Consider the following 18711-nt stretch of genomic DNA (forward strand, 5'->3'; position numbering starts at 1 on the left):
AAGCTTTTTGTAACCTGAAGTCACACCGCGCACTCTGGAGCAACACGGCATCAGGCTTTGTCGCGTGTCGAGATGCATCGTGAGGCATCACAGGGCAATCACACTTCTGCCGGTATTTCCCGTGCACAAGTGAACAAAAGAAACTTCGGCTGACTCGGTGTTTGGGGTACGTGCTGCGATGTCTATCGAACCTGCGGAGCTGCTGCGCCGCAAGCAGGGCGCAATCATCTCGCGGCTCACGCTGATCATCGTTCATGCTCTGCAGGGTGCCTATGAGCGCAACGGAGGCGGCCTGTCGCCCCCGCTGGTGACCTCGCTGGCGATCCGCATCATCAATTTGCGTCGCAACACGCCGGCCTCGATTGCCCAGATCATGCAGTTTACCGGCTTCGCGCGCACCACCGTCCGCAATCACATCGCAAGACTGGTTGCGATCGGCATGGTCATCGAGGAAGCACCAAGCCGCGAGCGCTACAGCATCAACCCCGACTATCCTGGCGCGAAGATCGGCGCCCCTCACGTTCGCTACATCCTCCGCGCCATCCGCGCGGCAGCGAATATGCTGGAGCAGGACGATGAATGACGTGCGTGCCGTGTGGCCAGTTTGGCCATGGCCAATTTGGCCATTGTAATTCGGGACAATGTGGCAATAACGGAAAGGGGCGTTCCGTTTGCGCATCATCACTGCACCTCGAATGTCGAGCGTAGAATGCCGCGCGCCTTCAGCTCGGCGATGGCATCATCGACGCTGGTGGTGACGAGCAGTGAGAACCCGCACGCGACAAGATGCCCGAGCACCACCGCCTGATCGTCGTGAATGCGACCGCGACCGCGCCGCTTCAACTCCAGCCAGAACACGCGCTGACCGGGCCCGACGAAGATGAAATCGGGCCAGCCGGCATTCACGCCCATGCGCTGCAGTCGCGCGGCGGTCGCCTTGTTGCGGTGCTCACCAAAGGGAAGATGCGTGAAGCGCCATTGCGGCATGATCCAGCGACGGATCACGTCTGCGAGGAAGCAGTGGCTCTCAAATTCGAGCGGCGGTGGCGGGCTCGGGCCCCGCTGTCGTTTGCCTTTGAACAGACTGAGCTGCCGCATCGGCCACCTGTGCAGTTTGTGCCATTAGGCGGCGACCTGATGGAGGCCAACTTGGCCCCACAGCGCACAGGGCGCAGAGAAGCCACGGGCGGCCAGCTCGTCACGCATCGCAACGTAGTACTTGGAGGGAAAGCGCTGCCGCTTGGCGCGCCAGTTGCAGACCGCGCTTGCAGGATTGCCTGTCATGCGACCAACTGCAGCAGGTCCACCGAGTGCAGCAACCACCTCGTCAAAGGTCCAGAGCGGCTTGAGTTGCGGGTTCACTTCCATGGCTGCGCAACGATGCACAGTCGGGTAATTTAGGCAAATGTCGCTCCAGATCATTTAGGATCGACAGAGATTGATCGGTGATGCCAGACGTTGCTTGATGGAAGAAATGCTCGCGTCAAAAATTCGCAAAAAAACTTCTTGTCAAAACGCAACTCGGAAATCATCATCCGAATTAACTTAAGCTACCTTCTAGACGACGCGAGGCCGCTGGTTGTGGCAGCTCCCCTCGCAGGCAAGGGCGAAGTGACTGGCCAAAATGGCCAATCAACCACAGCTCCGAGACGAAGACGGCTGAAGAAACATAGCGCGCAGGTCACGCGGCGGCGAAGATCTGTCACCGGAGGATGAGACGATGGCTCTGCTATCGGCAGCGCACGCCGCCCATCGGCGTGACCGCATCACCGCGTCTGACGCACGCGAGATTATGAACGCCGCGACCGACGCCGAGCTGCTGCGTTGGTACCAGATCAAGGTCTGCGAGATCGAGCCCGACCCCGAGAATTATGCGATGCGCGCCGGCACCGCGATGGAGCCGGTGATCATCAACGAGCGCGAGCTGGAGACGCACGAGATCATCACGCGCCGGCAGGAGGTCGTCGATCATCCCACGCACAAGGGCTTCTGCTGCACGCTTGATGGCTGGGAGCGCAGCCGGCGGGCCGTGGTCGAGGTGAAGTTCGTCTCGGCGTTTATGTCGCGTGACGATATCTTTCGCCTGTACTATCCGCAGGTCGCGTTCCAGATGAGCTGCACCGATGCGGCCGAGGGCGTGCTGCTGGTCGGTCAGGGCACCAACCTGCCCATCGAGATCGAGTGTGTGCGCGACGCCCATTATGAGGGCGAGCTGCTGTCGCGTTGTGCAGCAGCCCTGATGTGCATCAAGACGCTGACGCCGCCTTGCGCGCTGCCGGTGGTCGTGCCGCCGGAGAAGTGGCGCACCATCGACCTCGACACCGACAAACCAAACTGGGGCGAAGAGCTGGTGGCCATTCTGGCCACCTACGAAAGTCTCAAGCCCTACGCCGAGCAGTGCGAGGCCGCGAGCAAGGAAGCGCGCGCGCTGATCCCCGACGATGTCGGAAAAGTGATCACGCCCGGCTTCATGATCAACCGCAACAAGCGCGGCACCCTTTCGATCTTGAGGAGAGCAGCATGAACAACCTGCCAGCCACGCAGGGCTATCAGTCGGTGATCGAGCGCGCCGCGCTCGACCCCAACTTCGACGTCGATAAGCTGGAGCGGCTCGTCGCCATGCAGGAGGCGCAGGAGCAGCGCGCTGGCGACGCACACTTCAACGAGATGTTGGCGAAGGCGCAGGCCGAAATGCTGCCGATTTCTGCCAACGCGATCAACCCGCAGGCCCGGAGCCGCTACGCCACGCACGCGAAGCTGGATAGCGAGGCCCGCCCGATCTACACCAAGTACGGGTTTGGCGTCAGCTTCAACACCGAGCCGCTCAGCGACCCCAACTGGGTGCGCGTGGTCGCCTATCTGTCGAACGGCGTGATCGTGCGCCGCTACGAGTATGACGCTGCTATCGAGACGACCGGCGCCAAGGGCACGCAGTACACGACGCGGCAATGGGCCAAGTCGGGCGCGGTGACCTACGCCAAGCGTCAGCTCCTGGCGATGATCTTCAACCTGTCGGTTGATCCTGACACCGACGGCGCGGCAGCGCGCCGGCCGCCGCCGGTCAATCAGGCGCGGAACACGCAGGCGCAGACGCAAGCGCAGCCGTTCGAGCTGACTGACCCCGAGACGGGCGAGGTCATCGACAAGCCGGCAGCGGTCGCGTTCACGGCCCAGGACGACTATGGCACGTGGGGGCAGAGGTTCCTTGGCGCGGTGCGCAACCTGTCAGCAACCATCGACGACATCGACCGTTGGGTTGAGCTGAACCACGACACGCTCTCCAAGATGGAGAAGGACAAGCCGGCCCACTTCGACGTCCTGCGCAGCAGGATCAACGAGATCAAGGAAGGGCTCGGCGATGCGGTACGTGCGTAATCGCAACGATCTGTCGCCGTTCGATGCCGAGGCGCGCCGCTTCGTCGATGCGTTGGTGTCGGGCGAGCCGGTGACGCTGGAGGTCGTCTACGAGCGCGACATGATCGAGCACCGCAGGATCATGGCGCAGATCGCGGAGATCGCGAAGGCGGTTCACGCCGACCCGCAGTGGCTGCGCACGCAGTTGCTGTACGAGACCGGCAACTTCGTCCACCTCGGCGAGCTGTACGGCAAGACCGTGGTCGCGGTGAACAGCATGTCGCGTCATCACATGAAGGACTACGAGCTGCACGCGTTCTGGGATGACGCCGTCGAGGTGCTCCGCAAGAAGGTGCTGCCACAGATCACCAACGCCGCCGAGCGCGAACGCTTGGCCGCGACGCTATCGCAGCAGGGCGCTCCTCAAGGGGTGTGAACTGCGCGCGGTCCAAAGCCCCGCCATGAGGGCCACAACCCCCATGGTGCGGGCGGCGGACGCCAATCGCTGCAGTCTCACTGCTGCAGTGGTCCGTAGCCCGGTGGGGCCTGCGCCCCCCAGCCCCCAAAAGGTCACACCGGGCAGGACGGATTTTTGAAGGGAGGATGCGATGCAAGAGATGAAGTCCATGCTGAACGGACACGACGAAGAAGCCGAGCTGGCCGCGCGTGACGCTGCGCGCATCGCTGCACGCGAGCCCGAGGTGCCGCCCGCCACGGCGGATCTGGTCGGCGTCAGTCCCGAGAGCCTCGACCACGCCGAGGCCGCATTCAACCAGCAGCAGCACGACGCCATCCTGTCGGGCCTCGACAGCTACGCCCAGTCCTACGACCACAAGGTCGAGGAGATGAACAGCAGCAACCGCCGGCTCGCCAACGACATGCTGAAGCAGGTCGCCAAGGTGAAGGGCGAGATCACCACCATGTGGCTGCTCGGCGCCGCCATCGACAGCAAGGTGAGATCCGACGCCGCCTTCGTCGAGAAGTCGGAGCGCGAACTCGAAAAGCTGGAGCATCACGCGTGACGCAGGGTGTGCATCAGGAGCCGGTGTCGTACATCGCCGAGTTCAGGCAGCTCGCGCACGAGAACGATCTCAACAAGCACCGCATCGAGATCTACATGACCGACGGCAACCGCCACTGGGTCAAGATGATCTCGGAGGAGTGGGAGGACGCCATCAGGATCGTGGCCGAGAACGACACCAAGCCGGTGATCCTGATGAAGCACACCATCCAGCAGATGGGGTTGGTGCTGCGGCCGGTGGAGCGCAAGCGCGATGGGTGAACCGAGATTGACATGCCGGCCGATGACCGATGACGAGCAGGCACTGGTGAAGTTTGCCCAGCAATGCCTCGACGGCCAGCCGCTGGCGATGGTGCTCAGCATGCTGACGCACCTGTTGGCCGACGCCTTGCTGAACATCAGCGAGGACGACGCCCAGTTCGACGCGAACCTTGACCGCGCCGTCGAGGCGATCAAGGGCAACAAGATGTTCATTCAGGCTGCGGGGGCAACGAAGCAATGAGTGAATGCCATGTCAGTCATCACCTCCGAGGCTGTGCTGCGCCTGCCCGTTCGGTACCGGCTGATCATCAACCTGTTCTGGATCGTCGGCAGGTTCTTTGGCCGCGATGAGCGGCTAACCGCATTCGTCACATTGCTCCGGCACGAGATCAACGGCGTCGCCAGCGACGACGAGAGCTATGACGCGTTCGTCGATACCATCGCCGACGCGGTGAAGATGGAGAGACGTTTCCACGGCGCAGAGTAGGGAGGTTCAGTATGGCTCGCCGTTCACGGTCGAAGGACACAATCGCGATCTACAAGGAATTGGAGAAGGTCGTCAGTAAGCAGCCCGACGGCATGTGTGTCTACAACGGCGGCGCCGACGACCGCACGGTCGCCGAGAAGCTGCAGGTCTCGCCCAACAGTGTGGCGCGCATCCGTCAGGACAACTTCGGCAAGCTGCGGCAGCAGCACGAGCCCGATCACCGGCTCGACGATCTGACGCGGCGTGTCGATGAGATGGGCGGTGCCCTGGCCCAGCTTCTCAGTGACAATGCCGACCTGCATCGGGTCAACCGCAACCTGATCACCAGCTACGACGAGCTGAAGAACAAGCACGACCGGCTGTGCGACACGCTGCAGATCAACAAGGTCGCCGACGTCCGACATCTCAAGGTGGTCACGCAGACCCACCTTCAGGCCCACACCAACGCGCAGGGCCGCGCGTAACCGACAGGTGCTTCAGTGCGTGAATTGAATGAGCGTATCAAGGTCTTCGATCTGCCCGATAAGATGCGGCGCCTGCCCATCGATGATCGCGGCTTCCCGATCCCGAAGTTCGTGCCCTATGTCAACGGCAAGCCCGAGTTCAGGGGCATGGACGGCGAGCACCTGCGCACCTGCGTGCGGTTGAAGCGCTGCTGGCTGTGCGGGGCGCCGCTCGGCGTCAACATGACCTTCGTCATCGGCCCGATGTGCATGGTCAACCGCAACTCGGCCGAGCCGCCGTGTCATCGCGCCACCTACGCCGCGCAGGCCTGTCCGTTCCTGTCGCAGCCGCGCATGCGCCGCAACGAGAAGGATCTGCCCGAGGACACGACCGTCGCTGGCATCGCCATCAAGCGCAACCCCGGCGTCACGCTGCTGTGGACCACCAAGAGCTACCGCGTGATCAACACCAAGACCGGGCCGCTGTTCACCATTGGCGAGCCGGTCGAGGTGCAGTTCTTCTGCGAGAGCCGGAAGGCGACGCGAGACGAGATCATGCTCTCCATCGAGACCGGCCTGCCGATCCTGCGCGAGATGGCGAGGAAGGACGGGCCCGAGGCCCAGGCCGAGCTAGAGGACATGATCAAGCGCGCCATGGTGCATGTGCCAGCGGAGTGAAGCCATGCTCGCAAATCTGGTCACGATGCGCCTGAAGGACATGGTCCGCGTTCACCCGCAGCAGATCACCTCGCACTGCTCGGAGTGCGGCGAGGAGGTCGGGATCTATCCGTCGGGGCAGCGCGTGCTGCGCGAGATGCCTGACATCAAGGTGGTCTGTCAGGTCTGCATGAAGCCGGCCGACGTCACGGTGCTGGCGCCGGGCGCCGAGCTGGAGCCGCTCCAGTCGCACAAGCGCGGTGAGGAGCCATGAAGGTGGAGCTGGAGCGGATCACGAGGGACGGCACCCGCTCTGTGCGGCTGGTCGCCGACGAGTATGCGCAGAATCCGGCGACGCTGCTGCAATGGATCAAGATGCTGCGGCTGGCCGAGCGCTGGCTGCGCGACGGCAAGAAGGCAAAACCGACATGAACAAAGCCGACACCCGAGCCCAAGCCGCGCTCGACAAGCTGCTGCCGCCCGAGGCGCAGAACGAGCTGAAGGATCTCACGCTGCTGGCGCTGGACCGCACTCGCGCAGCGGTGATGTCGGTCGGCCAGTTAGTCGAGAGCGACGTCCTGCGCGCGGCGATGATGACCACCATTGCGGTCGATCTCATACGCGGCGCCGGGCTGCTAATGGCGGAAGGCTTGGGCAGGACCGAGGCCGAGACGCTGCCGATCATCATGGAAGGGATCAACATCAAGCTGGGTGTGAAAAAATGAGCGCGCTCAAGGTCTACAACGTCGTCACCAGAGAGACGGCGGCGATCATGCACTCCAACGAGCGGCACCTCGCCGACAAGCTGGTCGAGACCCTGCGCCGCAATGGCAAGCAGGCCGGCGAGCACGGTGCGTTCGGCTGGACCGTGGTCGAGGTCAGCAACGACAACATGAAGGCCGAGGCGCCTGACAACGACAACGAGGAGCCTTGAGATCCGAGGCGCCCGGCCGGGCGGACCCGGGCGCTGAGGCAAACGCGAGAGCCGCCCATGGAGACGACCATGAAGCACGTCGAAGTAGCTGAGCTGGTGAGTGCCGTTCCGGTCAAGATGACCCGCGAGCAGAAGCTGATGCGCTGGGCGGATCTGATCCGCCGGCACCCGGGTCCGCTCGCCCTGTTCCACGGCATCGAATATATGAACCGGCGCGATCTGGAGGCGGTCACCATCACGTCCGCGCACCCGTTTGCGCTCAGCGTCGCGCAAGCTGACCCGGTGCTTCAGGCCGAGGGGCTGCAATCGCCGACGAGCCTCGGTGATGCGCTGCGGTTCTTCGAGATCAGCCAGCACGAGGCGCACGCCTTCTCCTGCGACTGCGGCGGCGCGATCTCCAACACCGATCAGGCGCAGCGGATCGAGCGGCTGGCCTATCGCCGCTGACCGACCATGCCGGCGGCGCTCCGGCGCCGTCGGCTCCACGAGGGATGACGATGAAGAGACCGACGACAGCCCGGTACCGCGCACTGCAGTGGTTCGCTGACCACGAACGCGACCCGCTGTCGGTGCTGATGACGGAGAGGCCTTCGACCAAGATGCGGCGCCTGATGGCTCGGGAGGGGCAGGTCTTCAGGGCTCCAATCGGACAGTTCAACTATGAGCGCTGGCTGCTCTCCGATGCCGGACGAGCGGCGCTGGCGGCAAAGAGAGGACGACATGTCAAAGCAGCCCGTGGTCGAGATCCCGATCCCGCCGCCCACCCAGCCGATCCTGACCGTCAATGAGGCCGCCGCCGTCGCGCGGCTTCACCGCAATACAATCCGCAAGCTGATCAGGACCAAGGAGCTGCCGGCGAAGCGCTCCGGCCGGCGCATTCTGATCCGTCGCATCGACCTCGATGCCTACCTCGAACCGGACGGAGAGGGCTCTTAAGAGCGCTAAGTACTGCTTTAGACGAGGCGATGCCTGTGCATTGGAAAGAAACGTCAGCTTTCTGTCAGCTTGTCTAACTATGGGCATCGTTGCGATGAGAACCAATTACTCCAATGCCTATGGGCAAAGTGTGGACCAGCAGCGCGATGCGTTGGCCGGCACTTCTGGCGCAGATACGACTGCTTTTACGGCCGCATTAGCTGCTGAAGGACCAGTCTCTTTCGGTGTTGACAAGAGGACAGGTGGGTCAGTCAGGCTGCACAGAGTAAGTAGCGATATTGGCAACGCCACCAGTATTTCCTTGTTTTCTGATGCCGGTCAACGCAACAAGGTGGGCGCTATGACCGTGGCGCCGGGGCGCGACAGTTTGCGAATTCTCACCATAGAGAATGTCGGCCGGTCGAGGTACAAGGGGATCGGGACGGCTATGATCGAAGTCGCCGATCACATTAGGGGGTCCGCGGGACTTTCCACGCTATCCCTTCTCTCTCAAGATGAGGGAGCTTCAGAATTTTTCTACAAAAAGGGATTTCGGTTTACGGACGGGAACAAGAATGTGGAAATGCGGCATCTCGTTTCCAATCCAGGCTACGTTTCGGATGAAATCCTTATGGGTGAGATGAAGCGCTAGCATACCCTGAGAGACCATCGTTAGTTAAGGCTTGTGCCGGCCGTCATGGATTGGACGGCCGGCCAAGCGCTGGCCTATACTTCAGCAAACGCGCCGATAAAGGGCGCAACGTCATCGAGCGCTGTTTCTGCCGCCTCCGGCGTGTCGCAACTCACTACGACAAGCTCGCCAGGAGCTTCTTGGCTGCCGTCCACCTCGCCGCCATCGTTGCCCATTGGATCAATTGAGTAGTTTGAGTCCATCGAGGGGAGCCACGATTTCCCTCGATCTGTCCTCGCCCGCAGATCGCGCAGCACTTTATATATAGTTTCAAGTACTTACAGATGTAGTGTGGCTCCAGCCCGGGGAGCCAAATTTCGTCGACAATTCAATAATTTGCGCTCGTGCTCTCATGCGGAGCATGACCTTCTTTGCCTGACTTTGGAAGACGATCTCCACGATTCAGCGCGCAATCGCGCTCGAACAGATGCGCGCGCGGGCGCTGTCGCGCCATGCAGGCGGCGCCAAATCGACTCAATTCGAATCGAGCATCGACCAGCCGGACAATTTACGGAGCTGATTCCCATGCCAGACATCCAGGTCGACCGTTCGCTCATGGCCCCCTCGATTCTGCCGGCCGACGTTCCCGAGCTCAGCGACGATGAATGCATCGCCTTTCTGGCGCGCGCGGTCGAGACCCCGGATCCGGCACGGCTGGACGAGGTCGCCGCCCTGATCGGCCGCCTCGCGGTGGCGATCGAGTAAGGCTAGTCGGCCCCTCGATCGGGGGAGTTGCGGAAGCCCTGTCCCTCGAGGCGAACGGCCATGTTGCGTTTTGACCGGGCATGCTCCAAAGATGCCGCGAATTTCCTCCGCGGCATCGTCCGCATTGCAGGGTCCGCAAATGTCCGGTTTTTCGACCGCGCGCCAGAAAATGGTCGATGGCCAGGTGCGCACCAGTGACGTCACTGATCGCCGTATTCTCGATGCGATGCTCACGGTTCCGCGCGAGGCCTTCGTGCCGGCCGACCGGCAGGCGCTGGCTTACCTCGATCTCGACCTCGACGTGAGCGAAGGCGCCGCCAAGCGGTTCCTGATCAAGCCGGCGCTGACCGGCAAGCTGCTTCAGGCCGCCGAAATCGGCGAGGATGATGCTGTGCTGGTCGTCGGGTGCGCCACGGGCTACCTCGCCGCGCTGACCGCCAAGCTCGCGCGGCAGGTCGCTGCGACCGAGTGCGATTCGGCCTTGGCCGCTAAGGCCAAGGACGCCTTCACCGCCCTGGGGCTTGCCAATGTCACCTGCCGGGCGGCGGCGTGCTCCGAGGGGGAACCTTCTACCGCTCCCTATGACGTCATCGTCCTCAACGGAGCGGCCGAGGTGATGCCGGAGGCCCTGCTCGGGCAGCTGAAGGAAGGGGGGCGTCTGGTGGGCGTTTCGGCCGAATCGAGGCCGCCGCGCGCCATGATCATGACCCGTACCCATGGTGAATTCGGCCATCGGGCCCTGTTCGATGCCGCAGCCCCGGTCCTTCCCGGGCTGGAACGGGCCGCCGCCTTCGTCTTCTGACGGCCTAAAACCCGCTTAAATTCCGTTCTGAATCAGAAGTGTGGCCGGGATGCTGCACGTGAAGAGTTTCCACTGAGAACCACCCTCGGGTAGTTCCGTTGCGCTTGACCGCGTCCTATGTTGCGGCGGGGCAACGACTCCACTCGTAGACGGTAACCCAGCTCGCGGGCACGAGGTGGGCGTTAGAATGAACGGAATTTCAGGGATGCATGGGGTGAAGCTCTTCACCGGAGCTGCGGTTTCGGTCCTGCTGCTGGCGCTTGCCGGGCCGACGCCTGCCTTGGCGGAGACGATGGAAGGCGCGCTTGTGCGTGCCTATCAGGACAATCCGCAGCTCAACGCGCAGCGCGCCCAGGTGCGTGTGACCGATGAAAACGTGCCTCAGGCGCTGTCCGGATATCGCCCGAGAGTTTCGCTGACTGCGAGCGCCGGCTATCAATATCAGGACACGCTGACCGCGCCCGGATCGGTCCCAATCAACGGGACCACCGTCCCCCGCAGTTCCGCCCTTACCATTCAGCAGTCTCTGTACAACGGCAATCAAACCGCCAACCGGGTTCGGGGCGCAGAGCATCAGGTCTCCGGCGCACGCGAGGGGCTGCGCAATCTCGAGCAAAGTGTTCTGTTCTTGGCGGCGCAGACGTACATGGATTATCTGCGCGATTCGGCGACGGTCGAAGTCAACAAGAGCAACGTCCGGGTGCTCGAGCAGACGTTGAAGCAGACCCGCGACCGCTTCAACGTCGGCGAAGTCACTCGCACCGACGTGGCGCAATCGGAAGCGCAGTTGGCGGCAGGGCGAACGCTGGAGCAGCAGTCCGAGGCCACGCTGACGGCGACGCGCGCGACGTATCGCCGTGTGATCGGCAACGACCCTGTCAACCTTGCGCCCGGCTCGCCGGTGGATCGTTTGCTGCCGCCGTCGCTGGCAAAAGCGGTCGAGCTTGCACTTATTGAGAACCCGACAGTCACGGCAGCGATGTTCGGCATCGATGTCGCTTATATGAACGTGAAGATCAATGAAGGCGCGCTGCTGCCGACGGTCACCTTGCAGGCGACCGCCCAGCAGCTCAACGAACAGTCCTTGATTCAAAACAGGGCGTTCAGCGCCTCCGCCGTCGCGCAAGCTTCGTGGCAGCTCTATGCGGGCGGCTCCGAATATTCCCTGATCCGGCAGTCCAAGGAGTCGCTGGCCCAGCAGCGTCTCACGCTTGATCAGACTCGTGACCAGGCCCGCGCTGACACGGCGTCTGCCTGGGGCCTGCTCCAGGCATCCAAGGCGCAGGTGACATCCGCACAGGCCCAGGTGACAGCATCCGAGATCGCGCTGAACGGTGTGCGCGAGGAGGCAAAGGCCGGGCAGCGCACCACGCTCGACGTTCTCAATGCGCAACAGGCGCTGGTCAACGCCCGCATCAATCTCGTGAACGCGCAGCATGATCGCGTTGTGAATTCCTACAGGGTCCTCAATACCATCGGTCGCCTGTCGCCGCAGGTCCTTGGTCTGCGGACCACAACCTACGACCCCAGCGTTCACTATCATCAGGTCCGCGACAGCTGGGCCGGTGTGCGCACCCCCGACGGGCGCTGATTCTCGCAGCCATCCGGTCGACCTCGCGAACAGCCGGGGTCGACCGGTGCTTTGCTTGCAATCGTCGAAATCCCTGACATAGCCTTGCCAAGAAGATGCGGGTCGATTCGCCCCGCGTTGATGTCGTGTGCGTAACGTTTGAGTGCCGGGGGCAGGGGCGCACCGCTGCACGTTGAGCCGTGATCTGGGGACAAGTCGGGCTGCCGCGACGAAAATGAGGGGCCTCCCGTCCGGAACCGGCCAATCCTGTCGTGCTTGGTGTAAAACAACGCATGCGAGGGCGTTGATGATGTGGAGTCGGAGATGACGCAGCCTGCAAAGGTCACAGAACCCTCGATGGAGGAGATTCTGGCCTCGATCCGGCGCATCATTGCCGACGATGAGGCAAAGCCCCCCGCCGGCTGATGCCGCCAAGCCCGAGAAGACTGCGGCGCCCGCAGCGACGCCGAAGCCGCAGGCAATGAACGATATTCCGCCATCCAAGGTCGCTCCCGCAAAGCCTGCGGCCGAGAAGCCCGCGCCGTCAGCTGCGAAGCCCACTCCGGCGCCGCCACCTCCAGCTCCCGCGGCCGATGCAGCCAACAGCCAGGACGATATCGACGCGCTGCTGGCGGGACTCGATGCGGCCACGCCGGCGCCCGAGGTCCGCGCTCCCGAACCTGAGCCGGAGCCAGAACCCGACGTGCTCGAACTGACTGACGAGATGGCAGTGGACCCGACACCGCCACCGCCGCCGCCGAGCTTCCGCAAGGTCGAGCCGCGCGACGATCTCGAATTCGCGGAGCCGCCGCAGGTGCGCTCCGCGCCGCCGTCGCCGTCTTATGCCCCGGTGGACTTCGACGCGCCGCCCCTGCCGCCGCAGCAGCCGATCCTTGCGCAATCGACGGTCTCCGCGGTCGAATCCGCCTTCAATTCCCTGGCGCATACGGTGCTCAGCAGCAATGCACGGACGCTGGAGGATTTGGTCAAGGAGATGCTGCGGCCGATGCTGAAGTCCTGGCTGGACGACAACCTGCCGGGCCTCGTTGAACGCATCGTGAAGGCCGAAATCGAGCGAGTCTCCCGCGGCGGCCGCTGAGAAGGGCCGTTCGGCCCCGATATAGCCGCGCTCGTACGCCATATTGGGCCGTCGATCGGACAGGAAAGCCCGTCTGCGCTGACCTTTTCGTTGACTTGGCCCCCTCGCGCGGCTTTCTAGCAGCCCCATGATCGAGAAAAATTACCAACCCGCCGATATCGAAGCCCGCATGTCCGTCGTGTGGGAGGACAGCCTTGCCTTCAAGGCTGGCCGGCCCGACCGCCGTGATGCCGTGCCCTTCACCATCGTGATCCCGCCGCCGAACGTCACGGGCTCGCTGCACATGGGCCACGCCCTCAACAATACGCTGCAGGACATCCTGTGCCGGTTCGAGCGCATGCGCGGTCGCGACGTGCTGTGGCAGCCCGGCACCGACCATGCCGGCATCGCCACACAGATGGTGGTCGAGCGGCAGTTGATGGAGCGTCAGCAGCCCAGCCGCCGCGAGATGGGCCGCGAGAAGTTTCTCGAACGGGTCTGGCAGTGGAAGGCCGAGAGTGGCGACACCATCATCAACCAGCTCAAGCGCCTCGGTGCGTCCTGCGACTGGTCGCGCGAGCGCTTCACCATGGACGAGGGCCTGTCGAAAGCCGTCGTCAAGGTGTTCGTCGAGCTGCACCGCGAGGGGCTGATCTACAAGGACAAGCGGCTGGTGAACTGGGACACCAAGCTGCTCACCGCGATTTCCGATCTCGAAGTGCAGCAGATCGAGGTCAAGGGTCACCTCTGGTATCTGCGCTACCCGATCGAGGGCAAGACGTTCAGCCCAGAGGATCCCTCGAGCTTCATCGTCGTCGCCACCACGCGCCCCGAGACCATGCTCGGCGATACCGGCGTTGCCGTCCATCCCGAGGATGAGCGCTATCAGAAGCTGATCGGTAAGAACGTCATCCTGCCGCTGGTCGGCCGCAAGATCGCGATCGTCGCCGACGAGTACTCCGATCCGGAGAAAGGCTCCGGCGCAGTGAAGGTGACGCCGGCGCACGACTTCAACGATTTCGAGGTCGGCAATCGGCACGGCCTGCGCCGGATCAGCGTGATCGACCGGGAAGGGTGTCTCGACCTCGTCGACAACGAGGACTATCTGCGCGACCTGCCCGAAGGCGCCACGCAATTCGCCGAGGAGTTCCACAAGGTCGACCGCTTCGCCGCGCGCAAGCGCATCGTCGAGCGACTGGAATCGTTCGGCTTCGTCGAACGGATCGAGCCGCACACCCACATGGTGCCGCACGGCGACCGCTCGAACAGCGTGATCGAGCCCTACCTGACCGACCAGTGGTATGTCGACGCCAAGACGCTGGCCAGGCCCGCGATCGCTGCGGTGCGCTCCGGCGAAACCACTTTCGTGCCGAAGAACTGGGAAAAGACCTATTTCGACTGGATGGAGAACATCCAGCCCTGGTGCATCTCGCGTCAGCTCTGGTGGGGTCACCAGATCCCGGCCTGGTACGGCCCCGATGGCAAGGTGTTCGTCGCCGAGACCGAGGAGGAGGCCGTCAGCCACGCGCTCGGCTACTATGTCGAGCAGGAAGTCATCACGCCGGAGCAGGGGCGCGAGATGGCGCTCGACCGCAACAGGCGCGAAGGCTTCATCACCCGTGACGAGGACGTTCTCGACACCTGGTTCTCCTCGGCGCTGTGGCCGTTCTCGACGCTCGGCTGGCCCGACGATACACCCGAGGTGCAGCGCTACTACCCGACCAATGCGCTGGTGACCGGCTTCGACATCATCTTCTTCTGGGTCGCCCGCATGATGATGATGGGCCTGCACTTCATGAAGGAGGTGCCGTTCTCGACCATCTACATCCACGCCCTCGTCCGCGACGAGAAGGGCGCCAAGATGTCGAAGTCGAAGGGCAACGTCATCGATCCCCTGCACCTGATCGACGAATACGGCGCCGACGCGCTGCGCTTCACGCTGGCCGCGATGGCGGCGCAGGGGCGCGACATCAAGCTGGCCACCAGCCGCGTCGAGGGCTATCGCAATTTCGCGACGAAGCTTTGGAACGCCTGCCGTTTCGCCGAGATGAACCATTGCGCCGTGCCTGAAGGCTTCGAGCCGGCGAAGGCGAAGGAGACGCTGAACCGCTGGATCGCGCATGAGACCGCGCACACCACGCGCGAGGTGACCGAGGCGATCGAGGCCTATCGCTTCAATGATGCCGCGGGCAGCATCTATCGCTTCGTCTGGAACGTCTATTGCGACTGGTATGTCGAGCTCGCAAAGCCCGTGCTGCTCGGCCCGGACAATCCCGCCAAGGACGAAACCCGCGCCATGGTTGCCTGGGCGCGCGACGAGATCCTCAAGCTGCTGCACCCGTTCATGCCCTTCATCACCGAAGAGCTGTGGGAGGTGACCGCCAGGCGCGACGGTCTGCTCGCGCTGGCGCCGTGGCCGCTCAAACCGGTCGAGCCGACGCCGGAGCAACTCGCGATGCTCGCGGCGACGACGGGGCCGATCGATCCGCTCGTCTCGCCGGCCTGGGTGCTGCCGATCTTCGATCATGCCGACTTCACCGATCCTGAGGCCGAGGCCGAGATTGGGTGGGTGATCGATCTCGTCACCCAGATCCGCTCGGTGCGCGCAGAGATGAACATCCCGCCGGCGACACTGACGGCGCTGGTGCTTGCGGGCGCCTCGGCCGAGACCAGGGAGCGCACGCCGCGCTGGACCGACGTCATCAAGCGCATGGCGCGGCTGTCCGACATCTCCTTCGCCGACCGCGCGCCTGATGGGGCCGTACAGCTGCTCGTGCGTGGCGAGGTCGCAGCGCTGCCGCTGAAGGGCGTGATCGACGTCGCTGCCGAGCGCACGCGCCTCGACAAGGAAATCGCCAAGGCCGACGCCGACATCAAGCGTGCCGAGTCCAAGCTGGCGAACGAGAAATTCGTTGCCAACGCGGCCGAGGAGGTCGTCGAGGAGGAGCGCGAAAAGCGCGAGGCCGCGCTGGCGCGCAAGGCCAAGCTGATCGAGGCGCTGGAGCGGCTGAAGCAGGCGTCGTGAGGTCGCGTCATTCCGGGGCGGCTCGAGGAGCCGAACCCGGAATCTCGAGATTCCCCGGGGCGCAATTGCGCATCTGGTCTGGTCCTTCGGACCATCCCGGGATGACTGTCATTTCGGAAACGGCTTGCTCAAGAACTTCGAGCCCCTGACGCCATAGCGCCAGGGCAGCTCGACCGCCTTGGTGATGCCGATCCGGATGCCCGTTGCGACCTCCACATCCTCCGTCCGCGCATGCAGCGCGATGGGCGGGCGGTCCAGCGGCAGCGCGTTGTGCGCCATGGTGATGCCGAGCGCTTCGGTCAGCTTGCCGGGGCCCGAGCAGAGCGCATGCACGTCCTGCAGATGCCGGCGTCGGCGCATCGCAGCCAAGCCATGCGTCGGCTCCAGCGCGCGGATCAGCACGGCGCTTGCCGAGCCTTCCTCCTCGCAGACGAAGTTGACGCACCAGTGGATGCCGTAGGAGCGGTAGACATAGGAAAAGCCGGGCGGCCCGAACATCACCTGGTTCCGCAGCGTCGGCCCGCGATAAGAGTGCGCGGCTGGGTCGGTATGGTGATAGGCCTCGACCTCGACGATGATTCCGCCGACGCCGTCGACGAGCATGGTAGCGCCGATCAAGTCGGGCGCGACCTCGTGGACGCTGCGGTCGAAAAAGGCGCGCTTCAAGGCTTTGCCGAGCCGGGGCGTCGAAGTCTTCGGAATTGGAGCCATTCGAGGTGAGAATCGCCAGAGAACAGAGAAGGATATTGCCCATATCTGCCATGTTCCCTGAAGTAGGGCGAGCCGGGTTGCGGCAGGCAGCCAGACCGACTAGGTAGGACCTGAACAGACCGGACACCCCATGGTCGTTATTGTCGATACCATCTCGAACCCGCTGCGCCCGCGCCACCCCGAAAAGGTGAACCGGCCCGATTCCGCTTCGCCGCCGAAGCCGGACTGGATTCGCGTGCGTGCGCCCAACACCCGCGGCTATGCAGACACCCGCAACATCGTGCGGGCGAACGGCCTGCACACGGTGTGCGAGGAGGCGGGCTGCCCGAATATCGGCGAGTGCTGGGACAAAAAGCACGCGACCTTCATGATCATGGGTGACACCTGCACCCGGGCCTGTGCCTTCTGCAACGTCAAGACCGGCCTGCCGAATGCACTGGATGGGGCCGAGCCGCAAAACGTCGCCGAGGCCACCGCCAAGCTGGGCCTTTCCCACGTCGTCATCACCTCCGTCGACCGCGACGATCTCGCGGATGGCGGCGCCCAGCATTTCGCAGAGACCATTCGCGAGATTCGAGCCGCGTGTCCTTCGACCACGATCGAGATCCTGACACCAGACTTCCTGCGCAAGGAGGGGGCACTCGAAATCGTCGTTGCGGCGAAGCCCGACGTGTTCAACCACAATCTCGAGACGGTACCGTCGTGCTATCTCACGGTGCGGCCCGGCGCGCGCTACTTCCACTCGATCCGGCTGTTGCAGCGGGTCAAGGAACTCGATCCCACCATCTTCACCAAGTCCGGCATCATGGTGGGCCTTGGTGAGGAGCGCCACGAGGTGCTCCAGGTGATGGATGATCTGCGCTCGGCCGAGGTCGATTTCCTGACCATCGGGCAATATCTCCAGCCGACCCGCAAGCACCACGCCGTGATGCGCTATGTGCCGCCGGACGAGTTTTCGTCTTACGAGAAGGTCGCCTACACCAAGGGCTTCCTGATGGTGTCGGCGAGCCCGCTGACCCGCTCCTCGCATCATGCCGGCGATGACTTCGCGAGACTGAAGGCAGCGCGGGCCGCTACTGCCCGCTGAACCGATATGCCCCGTTTTTCGAGCAAGCGCCGTGTCAATCACAGCGCATCCGAGATGTTCGATCTGGTCGCCGACGTCGAGCGCTACCCGGAATTCGTGCCGCTGTGCAGCGCGCTGAAGGTTCGTCAGCGCATGGCAAAGCCCGACGGCACAGAGGTGCTGGTTGCCGACATGACGGTGTCGTTCAAGCTGGTCAGGGAGTCCTTCACCAGCCGGGTGACGCTCGACCGCGCCAATCTGAAGATCCTGGTCGAATACCTGCAAGGTCCTTTCAGCAACCTCGAAAACCGCTGGACCTTCGAGCCCAAGGGCCAAGAGGGGGATGAAGGCGTCTGCGACGTCGCCTTCTTCCTCTCCTACGAGTTCAGGAGCCGCATGCTTGCGATGCTGATGGGCTCGATGTTCGACGCCGCGTTCGCGCGGTTCTCCACCGCTTTCGAGAAGCGGGCCGACGCGATCTACGGCCGGCCGAAGCTGGCATCGACGTAGGCTGGTAGCGCTCGTGTTCCGACGCGCAGCAATGCGAAGCATTGCTGCGCAGAGCCGGCCCAAGCCGAATTCGGTAAAGTGCGATATTTTCGCGCGCGCCCGTGTGGCGAATGTGACACCTGTCGTCCCGCCAAACGTCGAGCAACGGAACCCCCTTGCCGCGACCGGTACACATGTAAGGGGTGTATTTCATGATATGTTCAACTACAATCCGAGTCGGGCGCGGGGGCTTGGAGCTGGACTGGACAGATGGCGCGCTGGAAGCAATCGTGGACCGAGGAGGACCTCAACCGGCTCAGGGAGCTTGCAGGCACCAAGCCGATTGCGACGATCGCGAAAGAGCTCGGACGGACCACGGGGACGGTTCTCGCGAAGGCGATCGAGCAAAAGCTCCCCATCATCTATCGTATCGGGCGAGCGGCCCAATAACGGGACTCGCGGCGCACCTGGAATATTCCAGCCGGTCAGCGCCCGGGTTTCA

At 63.4% G+C, this 18711-nt stretch carries 27 protein-coding genes and 2 pseudogenes; 26 read left to right on the forward strand and 3 right to left on the reverse strand.

Translation table 11 applies throughout. The annotated features are described in order from the left end of the window. Positions 1 to 178: 178 nt before the first annotated feature. Entirely contained in the window at positions 179 to 583 is a 405-nt protein-coding gene (locus ABIG06_RS30755) for an HTH domain-containing protein (protein ID WP_370139760.1), read from the forward strand. Positions 584 to 681: 98 nt separating this feature from the next. Here the strand turns inward: ABIG06_RS30755 and ABIG06_RS30760 are convergent, their stop codons facing one another. Then, a complete protein-coding gene (locus ABIG06_RS30760; RefSeq protein WP_370139761.1) occupies positions 682 to 1098 on the reverse strand; it encodes a hypothetical protein in 417 nt (138 codons plus the stop codon). Positions 1099 to 1122: 24 nt separating this feature from the next. Continuing rightward, positions 1123 to 1422, reverse strand: a complete 300-nt coding sequence (locus tag ABIG06_RS30765; RefSeq protein ID WP_370139762.1) for a hypothetical protein — start codon at positions 1420 to 1422, stop codon at positions 1123 to 1125. Between the two features lie 298 nt (positions 1423 to 1720). Here ABIG06_RS30765 and ABIG06_RS30770 point away from each other — a divergent pair, with 298 nt between their 5' ends. From ABIG06_RS30770 to ABIG06_RS30875, 22 genes and pseudogenes are all read left to right on the forward strand, one after another. Next, on the forward strand, positions 1721 to 2524 hold the full coding sequence (locus ABIG06_RS30770) for a YqaJ viral recombinase family protein (RefSeq protein WP_370139763.1): 804 nt from the start codon (positions 1721 to 1723) through the stop codon (positions 2522 to 2524). Then, a complete protein-coding gene (locus tag ABIG06_RS30775; RefSeq protein WP_370139764.1) occupies positions 2521 to 3375 on the forward strand; it encodes an ERF family protein in 855 nt (284 codons plus the stop codon). The genes ABIG06_RS30770 and ABIG06_RS30775 overlap by 4 nt, the downstream gene beginning before the upstream one ends. Next, positions 3368 to 3790, forward strand: a complete 423-nt coding sequence (locus ABIG06_RS30780) for a hypothetical protein (protein ID WP_370139765.1) — start codon at positions 3368 to 3370, stop codon at positions 3788 to 3790. Before ABIG06_RS30775 ends, ABIG06_RS30780 begins: the two co-directional genes overlap by 8 nt. A 172-nt stretch (positions 3791 to 3962) precedes the next feature. Next, positions 3963 to 4376, forward strand: coding sequence for a hypothetical protein (locus ABIG06_RS30785; RefSeq protein ID WP_370139766.1), 414 nt, complete (start codon positions 3963 to 3965; stop codon positions 4374 to 4376). Continuing rightward, positions 4373 to 4636: a hypothetical protein gene (locus tag ABIG06_RS30790; protein ID WP_370139767.1), complete on the forward strand. Its 264-nt coding sequence runs from the start codon at positions 4373 to 4375 to the stop codon at positions 4634 to 4636. The genes ABIG06_RS30785 and ABIG06_RS30790 overlap by 4 nt, the downstream gene beginning before the upstream one ends. Before the next feature lie 22 nt (positions 4637 to 4658). Beyond that, positions 4659 to 4877: a hypothetical protein gene (locus ABIG06_RS30795; protein ID WP_370139768.1), complete on the forward strand. Its 219-nt coding sequence runs from the start codon at positions 4659 to 4661 to the stop codon at positions 4875 to 4877. A 9-nt stretch (positions 4878 to 4886) separates the two neighbouring features. Further along, complete coding sequence (locus tag ABIG06_RS30800; RefSeq protein WP_370139769.1) at positions 4887 to 5123, forward strand: hypothetical protein; 237 nt, start codon at positions 4887 to 4889, stop codon at positions 5121 to 5123. An 11-nt stretch (positions 5124 to 5134) separates the two neighbouring features. Continuing rightward, a complete protein-coding gene (locus ABIG06_RS30805) occupies positions 5135 to 5587 on the forward strand; it encodes a hypothetical protein (RefSeq protein ID WP_370139770.1) in 453 nt (150 codons plus the stop codon). Positions 5588 to 5602: 15 nt separating this feature from the next. After that, positions 5603 to 6244: a hypothetical protein gene (locus tag ABIG06_RS30810; RefSeq protein ID WP_370139771.1), complete on the forward strand. Its 642-nt coding sequence runs from the start codon at positions 5603 to 5605 to the stop codon at positions 6242 to 6244. A 4-nt stretch (positions 6245 to 6248) separates the two neighbouring features. Further along, a complete protein-coding gene (locus ABIG06_RS30815) occupies positions 6249 to 6497 on the forward strand; it encodes a hypothetical protein (RefSeq protein ID WP_370139772.1) in 249 nt (82 codons plus the stop codon). Then, positions 6494 to 6655 (forward strand): hypothetical protein, encoded by a 162-nt coding sequence (locus ABIG06_RS30820; protein WP_370139773.1) that lies wholly within the window; start codon positions 6494 to 6496, stop codon positions 6653 to 6655. The genes ABIG06_RS30815 and ABIG06_RS30820 overlap by 4 nt, the downstream gene beginning before the upstream one ends. Further along, the gene (locus ABIG06_RS30825) at positions 6652 to 6948 is read left to right on the forward strand and encodes a hypothetical protein (RefSeq protein ID WP_370139774.1); all 297 of its coding nucleotides are present in this window, start codon (positions 6652 to 6654) and stop codon (positions 6946 to 6948) included. Before ABIG06_RS30820 ends, ABIG06_RS30825 begins: the two co-directional genes overlap by 4 nt. Beyond that, positions 6945 to 7157 carry a hypothetical protein gene (locus tag ABIG06_RS30830; RefSeq protein ID WP_370139775.1) on the forward strand — a complete coding sequence of 71 codons (213 nt, stop codon included), beginning with the start codon at positions 6945 to 6947 and terminating at the stop codon, positions 7155 to 7157. The genes ABIG06_RS30825 and ABIG06_RS30830 overlap by 4 nt, the downstream gene beginning before the upstream one ends. Positions 7158 to 7226: 69 nt before the next feature. Beyond that, positions 7227 to 7604, forward strand: a complete 378-nt coding sequence (locus ABIG06_RS30835; RefSeq protein WP_370139776.1) for a hypothetical protein — start codon at positions 7227 to 7229, stop codon at positions 7602 to 7604. Positions 7605 to 7877: 273 nt separating this feature from the next. Then, the gene (locus tag ABIG06_RS30840) at positions 7878 to 8093 is read left to right on the forward strand and encodes a helix-turn-helix domain-containing protein (protein ID WP_370139777.1); all 216 of its coding nucleotides are present in this window, start codon (positions 7878 to 7880) and stop codon (positions 8091 to 8093) included. 94 nt (positions 8094 to 8187) lie between these two features. After that, on the forward strand, positions 8188 to 8724 hold the full coding sequence (locus ABIG06_RS30845; protein ID WP_424578471.1) for a GNAT family N-acetyltransferase: 537 nt from the start codon (positions 8188 to 8190) through the stop codon (positions 8722 to 8724). Between the two features lie 80 nt (positions 8725 to 8804). After that, positions 8805 to 8951, forward strand: a pseudogene (locus ABIG06_RS30850) (IS5/IS1182 family transposase); the annotation flags it as partial. Between the two features lie 337 nt (positions 8952 to 9288). After that, positions 9289 to 9468, forward strand: coding sequence for a hypothetical protein (locus ABIG06_RS30855; RefSeq protein WP_124160915.1), 180 nt, complete (start codon positions 9289 to 9291; stop codon positions 9466 to 9468). Between the two features lie 139 nt (positions 9469 to 9607). Beyond that, positions 9608 to 10270, forward strand: coding sequence for a protein-L-isoaspartate O-methyltransferase family protein (locus ABIG06_RS30860; RefSeq protein ID WP_370139778.1), 663 nt, complete (start codon positions 9608 to 9610; stop codon positions 10268 to 10270). Between the two features lie 205 nt (positions 10271 to 10475). Next, entirely contained in the window at positions 10476 to 11861 is a 1386-nt protein-coding gene (locus ABIG06_RS30865; protein ID WP_124161028.1) for a TolC family outer membrane protein, read from the forward strand. A 303-nt stretch (positions 11862 to 12164) separates the two neighbouring features. Then, positions 12165 to 12939 (forward strand): annotated as a pseudogene (locus ABIG06_RS30870) (PopZ family protein). 127 nt (positions 12940 to 13066) lie between these two features. Continuing rightward, a complete protein-coding gene (locus ABIG06_RS30875; RefSeq protein ID WP_370139780.1) occupies positions 13067 to 15943 on the forward strand; it encodes a valine--tRNA ligase in 2877 nt (958 codons plus the stop codon). 108 nt (positions 15944 to 16051) lie between these two features. On the opposite strand, the gene ABIG06_RS30880 is transcribed toward ABIG06_RS30875, so the two are convergent. After that, positions 16052 to 16654, reverse strand: coding sequence for a DNA-3-methyladenine glycosylase (locus ABIG06_RS30880; protein WP_370139781.1), 603 nt, complete (start codon positions 16652 to 16654; stop codon positions 16052 to 16054). 130 nt (positions 16655 to 16784) lie between these two features. On the opposite strand from ABIG06_RS30880, the gene lipA reads away from it, so the two are divergent. The 3 genes from lipA (at position 16785) to ABIG06_RS30895 (ending at position 18659) form a co-directional block, all read left to right on the forward strand. After that, positions 16785 to 17741, forward strand: coding sequence for a lipoyl synthase (gene lipA, locus ABIG06_RS30885; RefSeq protein WP_424578472.1), 957 nt, complete (start codon positions 16785 to 16787; stop codon positions 17739 to 17741). 6 nt (positions 17742 to 17747) lie between these two features. After that, positions 17748 to 18230, forward strand: a complete 483-nt coding sequence (locus ABIG06_RS30890) for a type II toxin-antitoxin system RatA family toxin (RefSeq protein ID WP_370139782.1) — start codon at positions 17748 to 17750, stop codon at positions 18228 to 18230. A 249-nt stretch (positions 18231 to 18479) separates the two neighbouring features. Next, positions 18480 to 18659, forward strand: coding sequence for a hypothetical protein (locus ABIG06_RS30895; RefSeq protein ID WP_124160927.1), 180 nt, complete (start codon positions 18480 to 18482; stop codon positions 18657 to 18659). Positions 18660 to 18711 lie beyond the last annotated feature (52 nt).

The organism is Bradyrhizobium sp. USDA 326, from assembly GCF_049739485.1.
Classification (GTDB): Bacteria; Pseudomonadota; Alphaproteobacteria; order Rhizobiales; family Xanthobacteraceae; genus Bradyrhizobium.

Excerpts from the sequence above, each read along its gene's own strand:
- ABIG06_RS30755 (WP_370139760.1), top strand. The coding sequence starts at position 179 with ATGTCTATCGAACCTGCGGAGCTGCTGCGCCGCAAGCAGGGCGCAATC.
- ABIG06_RS30760 (WP_370139761.1), bottom strand. The coding sequence starts at position 1,098 with ATGCGGCAGCTCAGTCTGTTCAAAGGCAAACGACAGCGGGGCCCGAGC.
- ABIG06_RS30765 (WP_370139762.1), bottom strand. The coding sequence starts at position 1,422 with ATGATCTGGAGCGACATTTGCCTAAATTACCCGACTGTGCATCGTTGC.
- ABIG06_RS30770 (WP_370139763.1), top strand. The coding sequence starts at position 1,721 with ATGGCTCTGCTATCGGCAGCGCACGCCGCCCATCGGCGTGACCGCATC.
- ABIG06_RS30775 (WP_370139764.1), top strand. The coding sequence starts at position 2,521 with ATGAACAACCTGCCAGCCACGCAGGGCTATCAGTCGGTGATCGAGCGC.
- ABIG06_RS30785 (WP_370139766.1), top strand. The coding sequence starts at position 3,963 with ATGCAAGAGATGAAGTCCATGCTGAACGGACACGACGAAGAAGCCGAG.
- ABIG06_RS30795 (WP_370139768.1), top strand. The coding sequence starts at position 4,659 with ATGACCGATGACGAGCAGGCACTGGTGAAGTTTGCCCAGCAATGCCTC.
- ABIG06_RS30800 (WP_370139769.1), top strand. The coding sequence starts at position 4,887 with ATGTCAGTCATCACCTCCGAGGCTGTGCTGCGCCTGCCCGTTCGGTAC.
- ABIG06_RS30805 (WP_370139770.1), top strand. The coding sequence starts at position 5,135 with ATGGCTCGCCGTTCACGGTCGAAGGACACAATCGCGATCTACAAGGAA.
- ABIG06_RS30815 (WP_370139772.1), top strand. The coding sequence starts at position 6,249 with ATGCTCGCAAATCTGGTCACGATGCGCCTGAAGGACATGGTCCGCGTT.
- ABIG06_RS30820 (WP_370139773.1), top strand. The coding sequence starts at position 6,494 with ATGAAGGTGGAGCTGGAGCGGATCACGAGGGACGGCACCCGCTCTGTG.
- ABIG06_RS30825 (WP_370139774.1), top strand. The coding sequence starts at position 6,652 with ATGAACAAAGCCGACACCCGAGCCCAAGCCGCGCTCGACAAGCTGCTG.
- ABIG06_RS30830 (WP_370139775.1), top strand. The coding sequence starts at position 6,945 with ATGAGCGCGCTCAAGGTCTACAACGTCGTCACCAGAGAGACGGCGGCG.
- ABIG06_RS30835 (WP_370139776.1), top strand. The coding sequence starts at position 7,227 with ATGAAGCACGTCGAAGTAGCTGAGCTGGTGAGTGCCGTTCCGGTCAAG.
- ABIG06_RS30840 (WP_370139777.1), top strand. The coding sequence starts at position 7,878 with ATGTCAAAGCAGCCCGTGGTCGAGATCCCGATCCCGCCGCCCACCCAG.
- ABIG06_RS30845 (WP_424578471.1), top strand. The coding sequence starts at position 8,188 with ATGAGAACCAATTACTCCAATGCCTATGGGCAAAGTGTGGACCAGCAG.
- ABIG06_RS30855 (WP_124160915.1), top strand. The coding sequence starts at position 9,289 with ATGCCAGACATCCAGGTCGACCGTTCGCTCATGGCCCCCTCGATTCTG.
- ABIG06_RS30860 (WP_370139778.1), top strand. The coding sequence starts at position 9,608 with ATGTCCGGTTTTTCGACCGCGCGCCAGAAAATGGTCGATGGCCAGGTG.
- ABIG06_RS30865 (WP_124161028.1), top strand. The coding sequence starts at position 10,476 with ATGCATGGGGTGAAGCTCTTCACCGGAGCTGCGGTTTCGGTCCTGCTG.
- ABIG06_RS30875 (WP_370139780.1), top strand. The coding sequence starts at position 13,067 with ATGATCGAGAAAAATTACCAACCCGCCGATATCGAAGCCCGCATGTCC.
- ABIG06_RS30880 (WP_370139781.1), bottom strand. The coding sequence starts at position 16,654 with ATGGCTCCAATTCCGAAGACTTCGACGCCCCGGCTCGGCAAAGCCTTG.
- lipA (WP_424578472.1), top strand. The coding sequence starts at position 16,785 with ATGGTCGTTATTGTCGATACCATCTCGAACCCGCTGCGCCCGCGCCAC.
- ABIG06_RS30890 (WP_370139782.1), top strand. The coding sequence starts at position 17,748 with ATGCCCCGTTTTTCGAGCAAGCGCCGTGTCAATCACAGCGCATCCGAG.
- ABIG06_RS30895 (WP_124160927.1), top strand. The coding sequence starts at position 18,480 with ATGGCGCGCTGGAAGCAATCGTGGACCGAGGAGGACCTCAACCGGCTC.